Source organism: Streptomyces sp. NPDC050738, from assembly GCF_040654175.1.
GTDB lineage: Bacteria > Actinomycetota > Actinomycetes > Streptomycetales > Streptomycetaceae > Streptomyces.
This window is the reverse complement of sequence record NZ_JBFAHN010000008.1, coordinates 214,447-226,807: the sequence shown is the minus strand read 5'-3', so window position 1 is coordinate 226,807 and position 12,361 is coordinate 214,447. Positions and strand designations below refer to the sequence as shown.

General features: G+C 70.0%; 13 protein-coding genes. 8 read left to right on the top strand and 5 right to left on the bottom strand.

All coding sequences use genetic code 11. The features are described 5' to 3' along the window. Position 1: 1 nt before the first annotated feature. The 3 genes from AB0H78_RS22310 to AB0H78_RS22300 form a co-directional block, all read right to left on the bottom strand. Positions 2 to 1,174: a spermidine/putrescine ABC transporter substrate-binding protein gene (locus AB0H78_RS22310; protein WP_363236391.1), complete on the bottom strand. Its 1,173-nt coding sequence runs from the start codon at positions 1,172 to 1,174 to the stop codon at positions 2 to 4. A gap of 58 nt (positions 1,175 to 1,232) precedes the next feature. Next, the gene (locus AB0H78_RS22305; protein ID WP_363236248.1) at positions 1,233 to 2,393 is read right to left on the bottom strand and encodes an ATP-binding protein; all 1,161 of its coding nucleotides are present in this window, start codon (positions 2,391 to 2,393) and stop codon (positions 1,233 to 1,235) included. Between the two features lie 65 nt (positions 2,394 to 2,458). Further along, on the bottom strand, positions 2,459 to 3,112 hold the full coding sequence (locus AB0H78_RS22300) for a response regulator transcription factor (RefSeq protein WP_363236247.1): 654 nt from the start codon (positions 3,110 to 3,112) through the stop codon (positions 2,459 to 2,461). 118 nt (positions 3,113 to 3,230) lie between these two features. Between AB0H78_RS22300 and AB0H78_RS22295 the strand changes: the two genes are divergently transcribed. Next, on the top strand, positions 3,231 to 3,782 hold the full coding sequence (locus AB0H78_RS22295) for a hypothetical protein (RefSeq protein WP_363236246.1): 552 nt from the start codon (positions 3,231 to 3,233) through the stop codon (positions 3,780 to 3,782). A 72-nt stretch (positions 3,783 to 3,854) separates the two neighbouring features. Here the strand turns inward: AB0H78_RS22295 and AB0H78_RS22290 are convergent, their stop codons facing one another. Beyond that, positions 3,855 to 5,294 (bottom strand): gamma-aminobutyraldehyde dehydrogenase, encoded by a 1,440-nt coding sequence (locus AB0H78_RS22290; protein ID WP_363236245.1) that lies wholly within the window; start codon positions 5,292 to 5,294, stop codon positions 3,855 to 3,857. Between the two features lie 162 nt (positions 5,295 to 5,456). Between AB0H78_RS22290 and AB0H78_RS22285 the strand changes: the two genes are divergently transcribed. From AB0H78_RS22285 to AB0H78_RS22255, 7 genes are all read left to right on the top strand, one after another. Continuing rightward, entirely contained in the window at positions 5,457 to 5,960 is a 504-nt protein-coding gene (locus AB0H78_RS22285) for an Lrp/AsnC family transcriptional regulator (RefSeq protein WP_363236244.1), read from the top strand. Positions 5,961 to 5,962: 2 nt separating this feature from the next. After that, complete coding sequence (locus tag AB0H78_RS22280) at positions 5,963 to 7,324, top strand: aspartate aminotransferase family protein (RefSeq protein ID WP_363236243.1); 1,362 nt, start codon at positions 5,963 to 5,965, stop codon at positions 7,322 to 7,324. 79 nt (positions 7,325 to 7,403) lie between these two features. After that, on the top strand, positions 7,404 to 7,829 hold the full coding sequence (locus AB0H78_RS22275) for a thioesterase family protein (protein WP_363236242.1): 426 nt from the start codon (positions 7,404 to 7,406) through the stop codon (positions 7,827 to 7,829). 174 nt (positions 7,830 to 8,003) lie between these two features. Then, a complete protein-coding gene (locus tag AB0H78_RS22270; RefSeq protein ID WP_363236241.1) occupies positions 8,004 to 8,732 on the top strand; it encodes an ABC transporter ATP-binding protein in 729 nt (242 codons plus the stop codon). Beyond that, positions 8,714 to 9,847: a hypothetical protein gene (locus AB0H78_RS22265; RefSeq protein WP_363236240.1), complete on the top strand. Its 1,134-nt coding sequence runs from the start codon at positions 8,714 to 8,716 to the stop codon at positions 9,845 to 9,847. The genes AB0H78_RS22270 and AB0H78_RS22265 overlap by 19 nt, the downstream gene beginning before the upstream one ends. A 155-nt stretch (positions 9,848 to 10,002) precedes the next feature. Further along, positions 10,003 to 11,055 carry a glycosyltransferase family 2 protein gene (locus tag AB0H78_RS22260; RefSeq protein WP_363236239.1) on the top strand — a complete coding sequence of 351 codons (1,053 nt, stop codon included), beginning with the start codon at positions 10,003 to 10,005 and terminating at the stop codon, positions 11,053 to 11,055. 48 nt (positions 11,056 to 11,103) lie between these two features. Beyond that, on the top strand, positions 11,104 to 11,298 hold the full coding sequence (locus tag AB0H78_RS22255) for a hypothetical protein (RefSeq protein ID WP_363236238.1): 195 nt from the start codon (positions 11,104 to 11,106) through the stop codon (positions 11,296 to 11,298). A gap of 9 nt (positions 11,299 to 11,307) precedes the next feature. Here the strand turns inward: AB0H78_RS22255 and AB0H78_RS22250 are convergent, their stop codons facing one another. Continuing rightward, the gene (locus AB0H78_RS22250; RefSeq protein WP_363236237.1) at positions 11,308 to 12,273 is read right to left on the bottom strand and encodes a helix-turn-helix domain-containing protein; all 966 of its coding nucleotides are present in this window, start codon (positions 12,271 to 12,273) and stop codon (positions 11,308 to 11,310) included. Positions 12,274 to 12,361: the final 88 nt, after the last annotated feature.

Below are 12,361 nucleotides of genomic sequence, written 5' to 3'. Positions count from 1 at the left end.
GCTACAGCCCGACGATGGAGTCCCAGCGCTTCGCGAACTCCACCCGCTCATCGGATGTGATGTCCCGCGCGATCGCCAGCCGCTTGCGCATCGCGTCGTCCGGGAAGATCAGCGGGTCCTCGGCGAGCGCGGCGGTGTCCTCGTCCTTCGAGGACGCCAGCACCTCGCGTGCCGCGGGCACCGGGCAGACGTAGTTGACCCAGGCAGCCAGCTCGGCGGCGACCTCGGGCTCGTAGTAGTAGTCGATCAGCTTCTCGGCATTGGACTTGTGGCGTGCGAGGTTGGGGATCATCATCGACTCGGCCCACAGTTCGGCCCCCTCCTGCGGCACCACGAACTCGATGTCCGGGTTGTCCGCCTGGAGCTGGATGACGTCACCCGAGTAGGCCTGGCAGGCCAGCACGTCGCCCGTCGACAGGTCCTTGATGTAGTCGTTGCCCGTGAAGCGGCGTATCTGCTTGTTCTTGACGTACTTCTCCACCTGGTCGCACACCTGGTGGAAGTCGTCCGCCGTCCAGCGCGTCACATCGACGCCGTTGCCCTGCATGAGCAGCGCGAAGGACTCGTCGAGCCCGGAGAGCAGGGTGACCTTGCCCTTGAGTTCCGGGGCCCACAGCTCGCTGGTGTGCCGGATCTCGCGGCCGAGCTTCTTCTTGTTGTACGCGATCCCGGTGATCCCCGACTGCCACGGCACACTGTGCATCCGACCCTTGTCGAAGGCGGGCGAACCGAGTTGCGGGTCAAGGTACTTGGCGACATTGGGCTGCTTGGCGCGGTCCATCTCCTGGACCCAGCCGAGCCGTACGAACCGGGCCGCCATCCAGTCGCTGATGACGATCAGGTCCCGGCCGGCTTCCTGGTGGTTCATCAGGGCGGGGCTTATCTTCCCGAAGAACTCGTCGTTGTCGTTGATCTCCTCGGTGTACTTCACCGAGATCCCCGACCGCTTCTCGAAGGCGTCCAGCGTCGGGCGCTTGGAGGCGTCGTCGTCATCGGTGTCGATGTAGAGCGGCCAGTTGGCGAAGACCAGGCTCTTGTCCCGCGCCGAGCGGTCGGCCCCGGACCTGTCCCCCGGCTTCACGTACGCCGCCGGCACCCCGCACCCGGTGAGCGCGGCCAGGGCCCCCACCGTGCCGAGCCCGGTGACACCGCGGAGGAGGGAGCGACGCGACATACGGAGATCTGCCATACCGCACAGCCTCTCCTCACCCGGGGCCGCCGGGCAATCGACGCTACGTACGGTCGACGGCGTCGGACCCCGACACCTTGTCGGGCCTGCCGGGCGGAAAGGCCACCTCCACGCACAGTCCGCCGCCCGCCCCGGGCCTCGCCTGCACCGATCCGCCGTGGGCGGCGGTGATGGCGGCGACGATGGACAGGCCCAGACCGTGGCCGTCGCGGCGCCTGGCGCGCACCTCGCCGAGGCGGCGGAAGGGCTGGAAGAGGGCGTCGGTCTCCCCGGGCGGGATCTCGGGCCCACTGTTGGCGACCTCGAGTGTGGGGCGGCCCTCACGGAGTCCGGTGCGTACGGTGATCCAGCCGGCGCCGCCGTCGGGCACGTTGTGGCGTACGGCGTTGTCGATGAGGTTGCCCGCGAGCCGCTCGATGAGCTGGCGGTCGCCGAACAGTCCGGCAGGTCCGAGGTCGGCCTCGATGCGGTGGCCGCCTGTCGGGAGCAGCTCCCCCGTGACCGCCGCCAGATCGACGTACTCCCTTTCCTGTAGCCCCCGTTGGCTGCGCGCGAGGGTCAGCAGGGCATCGATCAGCCGCTCCTGTTCCTGCCCTGCGGCCCGTACGCGCAGGCAGGCGGCGCGCAGGGTGTCCACGGTGGCTCCGGGGTCGGCGAGCGCGACGTCGACCAGGGCCTGCTGCAGGGTGAGCGGGGTCCGCAGTTCGTGCGAGGCGTTGGCGACGAACTGCCGCTGGGCCTCGAAGGAAACCTCCAGCCGGGCCAGCATGTCGTCAAAGGTGTCGGAGAGATCGGTGAGTTCGTCCGCCGAGCCCTGCACCGCGAGTCTCCGGTGCAGGTGGTCGGCCGAGATCCGGCGGGCAGTCGCGGCCATGGCCTGCAGCGGGGACAGGGCCCTGCCTGCGAGCATCCAGCCGAGGGACAGCGAAAGCGCCACCATCACGGCCAGCACGATCCCCGATTCGATCAGCAGCAGCTTCAGCTGGTCGCTCCGCTGGTACTTCAGCTGCCGTTCGACGTAGACACCCAGTTCCTCGGTACTCTTGATCACGGTCAGGTCGCCCTCGACGGCGGCCCGCTTGCCGGTCTGCGGGGGCGCCTCCGACTGCTTCCGCGCCTGGGAGATGACCGCCCCCGAGGGCGCGGCGTCGGACTTCGCCATCAGCCCATAGGTGATCGCCAGCAGCACAGCGGCAGCCGTCACGAACAATGCGCTGTACAGCAGAGTGAACCGCCACCGCACGCTCCGCGGGCCGCGCAGGAAGCGCCTCATATCCGGTATCCGGCCTGGGAGACGGTCTCGATCAAGGGTGGTTCCCCGAGTTTGCGCCGCAGCCGGCTGATGGTGACCTTCACGGTCTGGGTGAAGGGGTCGGCCGCCTCGTCCCAGGCCCGTTCCAGGAGCTCTTCGGCGGAGACGACCGCTCCTTGGGCGCCGAGCAGCAGCTCCAGCACAGCGAACTCCTTCGGGCTGAGCGGAAGTTGGACCCCGGCCCGGGTCGCGATCCGGCGCGCCGGATCGAGCCGCAGCTCCCCATGCACATGGACGGGCGGCAGCGCGGGCTGCGCGCGGCGCGCCAGCGCCCGTATCCGCGCGACGAGTTCGGTGAAGGCGAAGGGCTTGGGGAGGTAGTCGTCGGCGCCGAGGCCGAGGCCCGCCACCCGGTCGGCGACCGTGCCGGACGCCGTGAGCATCAGCACACGGGCCCGGCTGCCCCCCTCGGCCAGCGCACGGCAGACCCGGTCGCCGTGGAGCCCCGGCAGGTCGCGGTCGAGCACGACCACGTCGTACCCGTTGACCGTGGCACGCTCCAGCGCCGTATGCCCGTCGAACGCGAGGTCGACAGCCATCCCCTCCCGGCGCAGTCCTGCCGCCACGGTCTCCGCGAGCTCCTCGTGATCCTCGACCACCAACACGCGCATGGGGAAGAGCATGCAGGGCCGGGGGTTACACGGCCATAAGGGCCGCTGTTCCCGTGCCGTAACCAGCCCTGGCATTAGGTGAGTCGCGTACCAGCCACCACCACAGAAGGAGGCACCCATGCGGGTGTTGACCAGCCGCCCGAAGCGCGTGATCGCGGCGACGGCACTGTTCTCGGCGATCACTCTGACCGGCGTCGGCGCGGCACAGGCCACGGCTTCCCCCACACACGGGGGAGGCAGCAGCAAGGGCGTCGGCGAGGCGTTCAGCAGCTGCATGCGCGAGCACGGGCTGAAGAACTTCCCGGACGTGGCAATCAACACATCCTTCCGGGATTCACACGCCAAAGCACAGGTGGCGGTGAAGATCAACGGCGAGAAGGGGCCGTTCGATCCCACCTCGAAGGCGTACAAGCGTGCCTTCAAGAAGTGCGGCCCGATCCTCGAGAAGGCCGGGGTCCCCTTCCCCGCCACGCCGTCGGCCGGCGGCCCCCACTGCAAGGTGATCAAGGGCGGCAAGGGGGAGCCCGGTCTGCCTCAGCTGCCCAAGCCGTCGAAGGGCGGCGGCAAGGGCCCCGTAGTGAAGCACTTCGCAGGCCCCGGCAAGGGCGGATCGGAGAAGGGGTCAGGCAAGCACAGGGAGATCTGCGTGATCCAGGAGAAGCGCAAGTAGCAGCTCCGCGCACAGCGGCCCCGGACGGATCAACTCCCGTCCGGGGCCGCCGCGTTCACCGCGAGCCGCAGGTCAGCCGTCGAGCGACGTCATGACGTGCTTGATGCGGGTGTAGTCCTCGAAGCCGTACGCCGACAGGTCCTTGCCGTAGCCCGACTTCTTGAAGCCGCCGTGCGGCATCTCCGCGACCAGCGGGATGTGGGTGTTGATCCATACGCAGCCGAAGTCGAGGTTCTTCGACATCCGCATGGCGCGCGCGTGGTCCTTGGTCCACACCGAGGAGGCGAGCGCGAACTCGACGCCGTTGGCGTGCGACAGCGCCTGTGCCTCGTCCGTGAAGGACTGGACCGTGATGACGGGGCCGAAGACCTCGTTCTGGATGATCTCGTCGTCCTGGTGGAGGCCGGAGACGACGGTCGGGGCGTAGAAGAAGCCCTTCTCGCCGACCCGGTGGCCGCCCGCCTCGACCTTGGCGTGCGCGGGGAGCCGCTCGACGAAGCCGGACACCTGCGCGAGCTGGTTGGCGTTGTTGAGGGGGCCGTAGAGCACGTCCTCGTCGTCCGGCTGCCCGGTCTTCGTGTCGGCGGCGGCCTTGGCGAGCGCCGTCACGAACTCGTCGTGGATCGACTCGTGCACCAGGACGCGCGTGGCGGCCGTGCAGTCCTGGCCCGCGTTGAAGAAGCCCGCCACCGAGATGTCCTCGACGGCCTTGGCGATGTCGGCGTCCTCGAACACGACGACCGGAGCCTTGCCGCCGAGCTCCAGGTGGACCCGCTTGACGTCCTTGGCCGCGGACTCGGCGACCTGCATGCCCGCCCGCACCGAACCGGTGATGGAGGCCATGGCGGGCGTCTTGTGCTCGACCATCGCGCGCCCGGTGTCCCGGTCGCCGCAGACGACGTTGAAGACGCCCTTGGGCGCGATCGCCCCGATGATCTCCGCCATCAGCACGGTGGACGCGGGGGTCGTGTCGGACGGCTTCAGTACGACGGTGTTGCCCGCCGCCAGAGCCGGTGCGAACTTCCACACGGCCATCATCATCGGGTAGTTCCAGGGCGCGACCTGGGCGCAGACCCCGACCGGCTCGCGCCGGACGATGGAGGTCATCCCCTCCATGTACTCGCCGGCGGAGCGCCCCTCCAGGAGTCGCGCCGCACCCGCGAAGAAGCGGATCTGGTCGACCATCGGCGGGATCTCCTCGGACCGCGTGAGCCCGATCGGCTTGCCGGTGTTCTCGCTCTCGGCGGCGATCAGCTCCTCGGCGCGCTCCTCGAAGGCGTCCGCGATCTTCAGCAGGACGCGCTGGCGCTCGGAGGGGGTGGAGTCGCGCCAGGCGGGGAAGGCGGCCGCGGCGGCCTCCATCGCGGCGTCGACGTCCGCGTCGCCGGAGAGCGGCGAGGTGGCGTACACGTCGCCCGTGGCCGGGTTGACGACCTCGATGGTCCGGCCGTCGGCGGCGTCCCGGAACTCTCCATTGATGTAGTTGCGCAGCCGGCGCAGCTCGGTGGTCACAGCCACCCCTCCTGTCAGAAGTCCGATGGGTGAGACACCCACACTAGTAGGAGGGGCCACGCTTTCGACATACCCGGCCCCCAGGAACTTCGGATTCAGTTCCTGAAACACATCAAGACAACGAATTTCATCGCTTTGGGCTTGCGGGACGGTCGAGACCTCATGCACAGTGAGGGCGTGGCCAGTCGCAGCGCGGAATCCAGAAACGGGAACGGCACCCCTCCGATCGACGCCGTCTCCCTGGCGATCATCGAGCAGCTCCAGCAGGACGGCAGGCGTCCGTACGCAACGATCGGCAAGGCCGTCGGCCTCTCCGAAGCGGCCGTGCGACAGCGCGTGCAGAAGCTGCAGGACCAGGGCGTCATGCAGATCGTCGCCGTCACCGACCCGCTGACCGTCGGCTTCCGGCGCCAGGCGATGGTCGGGATCAGGGTCGAGGGCGACCTCGACCCGGTCGCGGACGCGCTGGCCGCCATGGACGAGGTCGACTACGTGGTGATGACCGCGGGCTCCTTCGACCTGATGGCGGAAGTCGTCTGCGAGGACGACGACCACCTGCTCGACGTGATCAACAAGCAGATCCGCGCGCTCCCCGGAGTGCGCGCCACCGAGAGCTTCGTCTACCTGAAACTCAAGAAGCAGACCTACCAGTGGGGCACCCGATAGTCATGAGCAAGGACCTGAGCCGGACCGCGTACGACCACCTGTGGATGCACTTCACGGACATGTCGTCGTACGAGAACGCGCCCGTTCCCACCATCGTGCGTGGCGAGGGCACCTACATCTACGACGACAAGGGCAAGAAGTACCTCGACGGCCTGTCGGGCCTGTTCGTGGTCAACGCCGGCCACGGCCGCCACGAGCTGGCGGAGGCCGCGTACAAGCAGGCGCAGGAGCTGGCCTTCTTCCCGGTCTGGTCCTACGCGCACCCCAAGGCCGTGGAGCTCGCCGAGCGCCTGGCCAACTACGCGCCGGGTGACCTGAACAAGGTCTTCTTCACCACGGGCGGCGGCGAGGCCGTCGAGACCGCCTGGAAGCTGGCGAAGCAGTACCACAAGCTCACCGGCAACCACCAGAAGTACAAGGTCATCTCGCGTGCGGTCGCCTACCACGGCACCCCGCAGGGCGCCCTGTCCATCACCGGACTGCCTGCTCTCAAGGCCCCGTTCGAGCCGCTCGTCCCCGGCGCGCACAAGGTCCCGAACACCAACATCTACCGCGCCTCGATCCACGCCGACGACCCGGTCGCCTTCGGCCGCTGGGCCGCCGACCAGATCGAGCAGGAGATCCTCTTCGAGGGCCCCGAGACGGTCGCCGCGGTCTTCCTGGAGCCGGTGCAGAACGCGGGCGGCTGCTTCCCGCCCCCGCCCGGCTACTTCCAGCGCGTGCGCGAGATCTGCGACAAGTACGGCGTGCTGCTCGTCTCGGACGAGGTCATCTGCGCCTTCGGCCGCCTGGGCACGATGTTCGCCTGCGACAAGTTCGACTACGTCCCGGACATGATCACCTGCGCCAAGGGCATGACCTCGGGCTACTCCCCGATCGGCGCCTGCATCATCTCCGACAAGCTCGCCGAGCCGTTCTACAAGGACGGCAACACCTTCCTGCACGGCTACACCTTCGGCGGCCACCCGGTCTCCGCGGCGGTCGGCCTCGCCAACCTCGACATCTTCGAGCGCGAGAACCTCAACCAGCACGTCCTCGACAACGAGGGCGCGTTCCACTCCACGCTGCAGAAGCTGCACGACCTGCCGATCGTCGGCGACGTCCGCGGCAACGGCTTCTTCTACGGCATCGAGCTGGTGAAGGACAAGGTCACCAAGGAGTCCTTCAACGAGGACGAGACCGAGCGCATCCTCTACAACGCGGTCTCCAAGGGCCTGTACGAGGCCGGTCTGTACTGCCGCGCCGACGACCGCGGCGACCCGGTCGTCCAGCTCGCGCCGCCGCTGATCTCCGACCAGTCGACGTTCGACGAGATCGAGTCGATCCTGCGCACGGTCCTCACCGACGCCTGGGCCAAGCTGTAGCCGAAGCTGTAACCGAAGTCTCAGCCCCCATTCCGCCCCCGGACGCCGAAGTCGGCGCCGGGGGCGGAATGCTGTGCGTATGAGCACCGAGCCGTACACGATCCCCATCACGGTCCGCGGTTACGAGACCGACTCGCAGGGCCACCTCAACCAGGCGGTCTACCTCCAGTACGCCGAGCACGCCCGCTGGACCTACCTCCAGCACGGCGGCATCCGCCAGGCCGACCTCCTCGACAAGGGCGTCGGCCCCGTCGCCCTGGAGGTCACCGTCCGCTATCTGCGCGAACTGCGCGCCGGCGACGAGACGCTGGTCGACTGCCGCTTCGTCTGGGGCGAGGGGAAGACCTTCCGCATCGAGCAGACGATCCGCCGGACCGACGGCACGGTGTGCGCCGAAGTGACCGGCGTGGGCGGGCTGTTGGACCTGCGGGCCCGCAAACTCATTCCCGACCCGCGCCGGCAGTTCCGCGAGCTCGCCGACGACCCCGCCGCCTTCGGGCTCTGAGCGCCCCGGGCGGCTGCCGCGTACGCCCGTACGAGTGAGAACAGGAGCGGCCGCCCCGCGCGGCTGCCCCACCCGGCCAGGTCAGAGTCCTTACGGTGCCCAGTGACCGATCGGCTCCGCTTTCGTTCCCCCGTACGGGGGACCGCAAATCTGATCTGAACCGAGGTGTTCGCCATGGTGGCCCCGCCCGACAACGACGTGCTCTGGGCACGCGCGGTGCACTACTCCCACAGCGGATCCCCCGCGCTCACCGGTGTCTCCCTCGGTGTCCGCGACGGCGAGATCCTCGCTCTCACCGGACCGCGCGGCAGCGGGAAGACGACTCTCCTCCAGTGCCTCTCCGGGCGGCTCACGCCCTCCCAGGGCGAGGTGTGGTTCAACAGCACGCCCCTCCACACCATGAGCCCCATCGCCCGCGAGCGGCTGCGGATCGACCGCTTCGGGTGGATCGATCCCGAGCCCCACCTGGTCCCCGAGCTCAACGCCTGGGAGAACACCGCGCTGCCGCTGCTGCTCACCGGCACCGCCCACCGCGCCGCGAAGCAGGCGGCGATGGAGTGGCTGGAGCGCCTGGACATCGGTACGTACGCCCGCAAGCGCCCGCACGACCTGCTGCAGTCGCAGCGCCAGCGCGTCGCCATCGCACGGGCGTTGATCACCCAGCCCACCGTGCTCTTCGCGGACGAACCCACCGCATCGCTGCACCGCACGGACCGCGCCCAGATCCTGCGCACGCTCACCGCGGCCGCGCGCTCGCACCGGATCACGGTCGTGCTCGCCACCCACGACCCGGAGGTCGCGTCCCTCGCCGACCGCAGCGTCTCGCTCCTCGACGGGCGCCGCGTCAACTCCCTCCAGCTCTCGGAGACGGAGGGCAGCGCCGAGTGCTCGCTCTCCGTCTAGCCCGCGGCACCCATCCCCTGGTCCTGCTGCGCCGACTGATGGTGGCGGCCGCGTCGGCGGGCGTCGGATTCCTGCTCCTGGGCACCCTCACGTACGCCTCCGCGCACCCCGGGCACTCCTCGCACGCCCTGCTCCGGCTGCTCTGGGCGCTGCTTCCGCTGGCGGCGGCGGTGTACTTCGCGGTCTCGGTCGCCCGTACGGACCCGAGCACGCGCCCCAGCCCCGGCCTCGAGGCGGCGGGCCTGGGACCGGTCTCGCTGACCGCGCTGGCCGCGGTCTCCACCGCCGTGTCCTGCACCCTGGGCAGCGTCCTCGCCCTGCTCTTCTTCCTGCACCTCAGGGGCGACATCACCGGGCTGCCGTTCGACGGCGCCGCCCACCAACTCCTCTCCGCACAAGCCCCGTTGCCCCTCGGCGCGGCGCTCACCCTGCTCGCACTCACCCCCCTCCTCGCGGCGGCGGGCAGCGCCTGGACGATGCGCCCGCGCACGGCGCGGCCCGCCGAACTCACCGCGCCCACCGCGCTTCCCTGGGGCATCGCCCTGATCGCGGCCGGCCTGGCGACCGAGTCGTACACCAGCCATGCCGCCGCCACAGCGGCCTTTCCGCTCCCCGGACACTTCGACGGCAGCCCCCTGGGCGTCCTGACGGGCTGGAGCCTCACGGCGCTCGGTCTGGCGGCGGCGGGTCCCGGGCTGACGTACACCACCGGGCGCGTGCTGCAGTCCCTGCACCCGGGAGCGGTACGGCTGCTGGCCGGCCGGGCGCTCCAGGCCGAGGCCCGGCGCATCGGCCGCCCGCTCGGCGTGGTCTGTGCGGTGGCCTCCGGAGTGATCGCGGCGGCCAGTGTCTACACCCCGGGGCCCGGCGCCTTCGGGCCGCTGACGGGTCTGGGGGCCGCCGTCGTGATGACCTGCGCGGTGGCCACGCTCCTCACCGCGGCGCTGGAGTCCAAGCAGTCCCGCGCCGCCACCACCGCGGCCCTGGTCCAGCTCGGCGCCCCCGCGCAGCTGCTCCGTAAGGCAACCGCATTGCGCGTCACGGCACTTCTCGCCGTGTTCGCCCCGCTGACCTGGGCCGTCGCGGAACTGGCCGCGCTGCCCCTCACGGGCTGACCGCCACACGTCACCGGCAGGGCCCAGGCTTCCGGCCTGGGCCCAAGGTCCCTTCCTCGGCCAGGCCGCGCCCCGCAACCCGGGCGCAACCGACGCACCACCCGCGCGCACCACAACCTGCGGAGAGTTGAGGGTGTCGAAGGGACAGCCTGCCAATGACACTCGTCGCCCTCATCCCCGCTCACAACGAACAGGACCGCATCGTCGCCACGTTGGCGGGCCTGTACCGGCAAAAGGTCCGCCCCGACCGCATCGTGGTGGTCGCGGACAACTGCACCGACCGGACCGCCCGTATCGCCGCCTACTGCGGCGCCGAGGTCTTCGTACCGACGGACAACAGGGACAAGAAGGCCGGCGCGCTCAACCAGGCGCTCGTCACGCTGCTCCCGGACCTGGACGACGACGCACACGTCCTCGTGCAGGACGCCGACACCGTCCTGAACCCGGACTTCGTCCGCAGCGCGCTCGTGGCCATGGAGGACGAGAGCGTCGGAGCGGTGGGCGGCATCTTCTACGGCGAACAGGGCGGCGGCCTCCTCGGCATGCTCCAGCGCATGGAGTACCAGCGCTACGCCCTGGAGATACGCCGCAAGGAGAACGAGGCCGTGGTCCTGACCGGCACCGGCACCCTCTTCCGCGCCTCCGTCCTGCGCGAGGTCCGCGAGGCCCGCCGCGCAGGGACCATAGGCGGCGGCGACGGCCACTACTCGCTGGCGTCGCTCACCGAGGACGACGAGATGACCAAGGCGATCAAGACCCTCGGTCACCGCACCGTCTCGCCCGACGGCTGCTGGCTGGTCACCGAGGTCATGCCGTCCGTCGGCAAGCTGTGGCACCAGCGCCTGCGCTGGCAGCGCGGCGCCCTGGAGAACCTGCGCGACTACGGCTGGACCCCGGTCACCCGGAGCTACTTCGGCCAGCAGATCATGCTCGGCCTCGGCACCGTCGCGCTCGCGCTCTTCGCCCTGTTCGCGGTCCTGAACCTGGTGCTCGTCGGCTGGGGCGGCCTCTCCCTCTTCTGGACGGCGATCACCGTCATCTTCGTCGTCGAGCGCACCCTGACCGTCCGCCGGCTCGGCTGGCGCGCCACCCTGCTGGCGCTGCCGCTGCTCCCGGAACTGCTCTACGACGTGTTCCGGCAGGCCGTGTTCGTCCGCTCCCTCATCGACCTGGTGCTGCGCCGCGAGGCCCGCTGGGTCGCCACCTGATCCGCCTGATCCGCCTGATCCGCTTACCTTGCACAGGAGTTGTCCACCATGTACGGAAATCCCACCAGCACCACGCTGCTCGGCGGCGCGGGCACCGGCGCGCTCGCCATGACGGGAATGAGCCCCCTCGCCATCCTCGGCATGATCGTCGCCGCCCTCACGCTGATAGCGGCGGGCCTCGCCCTGCGCAGCCTCAAGCCGGTCATCGCCGGCAACGACGGCGGACCCGGGCCGCAGCACTGAGCCCCGCGCTCAGGAAGCGTCGCCGATCCAGCCGCGGCGCGCCGCGATCACGCCCGCCTGGAAGCGGTTCGCGGCCCCCAGCTCGCCGGTCAGCCGGCTGATACGGCGGCGCATCGTCCGTACGGACCAGCCCAGTTGACGCGCTATCGCCTCGTCCTTGAGCCCGCTCACCAGCAGCGTGAGCATCTGGCGGTCCTCCGCGTCGAGCGGGTCGTCGGCCGGTGCGTCCAGGGGCGTGGCCTCGCGCCAGCACATCTCCCAGTAGTCGATGAGTCCGTCCAGGAGGGCCGAGGGCCGGATGACCGCGGCCCGCACCTCGTCCGTCGCCCCGAAGTCGAGGGAGAGCGGCATCAGGGCCAGTCTGCGGTCGGCGATGGCGAGTTTGATCCGCAGTCCCGGCAGGACGCGCGCGACCTCACCGTGCGCGACGAGCTCCTTGATGTCGCCCAGCACGCCCGGCCACTCCAGCGCCTCGGGCGCGTACACCGCCCGGTAGCGCACCCCCCGGGACAGCGCCGTCGCCTCGACCGGGTTGGAGGTCGTGAGCGCGTACGGCGGCCGGTCCAGGGTGATGACCTCCTCACGCGCCTCCTGTTGCAGCGTGACGAACCAGCGGCCCAACGCCTCGCTGCCGTGCACCACTTCGATCTGTTCGGAGCCTCCCGTGTGGGCCGCCGTGAAGAGCCGTGACAGGTCGTCCGCGGCCGAGCGGACCGAGTCGAGTTCGGCCGTACGGGAGCGCACGAGGGCGTCGACCGCGGCGCCCGGCTCGATCGCCGCGTAGCGCCGCCGGGAGCCAGACAGCCTCCCCACCAGGCCGTTCTCCCTGAGTCTGTCCAGGGCGCGGGCCGCGCGCTCGACCGAGCAGCCGAGGTCGTCGGCGATCTCCGCGGGGGCGGCGGTGTGGCGGACGAGTATCGCCCGGTAGGCGGTTTCGTCGAACGGGTCGATACCTGCGGCGGTGAGCTGGGACATGGACGGATCTTGGCCCGTCGGTGCCAGCGGCAGCAATGGGCCAGGCCAAATCGTTGTCCGGAACCACCTCCCCCGATTAGTCATCTCT

Coding starts and splice junctions, on each gene's coding strand:
- AB0H78_RS22275 (WP_363236242.1), top strand. CDS start 7,404: ATGAGCACCGAGCCGTACACGATCCCCATCACGGTCCGCGGTTACGAG.
- AB0H78_RS22250 (WP_363236237.1), bottom strand. CDS start 12,273: ATGTCCCAGCTCACCGCCGCAGGTATCGACCCGTTCGACGAAACCGCC.
- AB0H78_RS22300 (WP_363236247.1), bottom strand. CDS start 3,112: ATGCGCGTGTTGGTGGTCGAGGATCACGAGGAGCTCGCGGAGACCGTG.
- AB0H78_RS22285 (WP_363236244.1), top strand. CDS start 5,457: ATGCACAGTGAGGGCGTGGCCAGTCGCAGCGCGGAATCCAGAAACGGG.
- AB0H78_RS22295 (WP_363236246.1), top strand. CDS start 3,231: ATGCGGGTGTTGACCAGCCGCCCGAAGCGCGTGATCGCGGCGACGGCA.
- AB0H78_RS22260 (WP_363236239.1), top strand. CDS start 10,003: ATGACACTCGTCGCCCTCATCCCCGCTCACAACGAACAGGACCGCATC.
- AB0H78_RS22310 (WP_363236391.1), bottom strand. CDS start 1,174: ATGTCGCGTCGCTCCCTCCTCCGCGGTGTCACCGGGCTCGGCACGGTG.
- AB0H78_RS22270 (WP_363236241.1), top strand. CDS start 8,004: ATGGTGGCCCCGCCCGACAACGACGTGCTCTGGGCACGCGCGGTGCAC.
- AB0H78_RS22255 (WP_363236238.1), top strand. CDS start 11,104: ATGTACGGAAATCCCACCAGCACCACGCTGCTCGGCGGCGCGGGCACC.
- AB0H78_RS22280 (WP_363236243.1), top strand. CDS start 5,963: ATGAGCAAGGACCTGAGCCGGACCGCGTACGACCACCTGTGGATGCAC.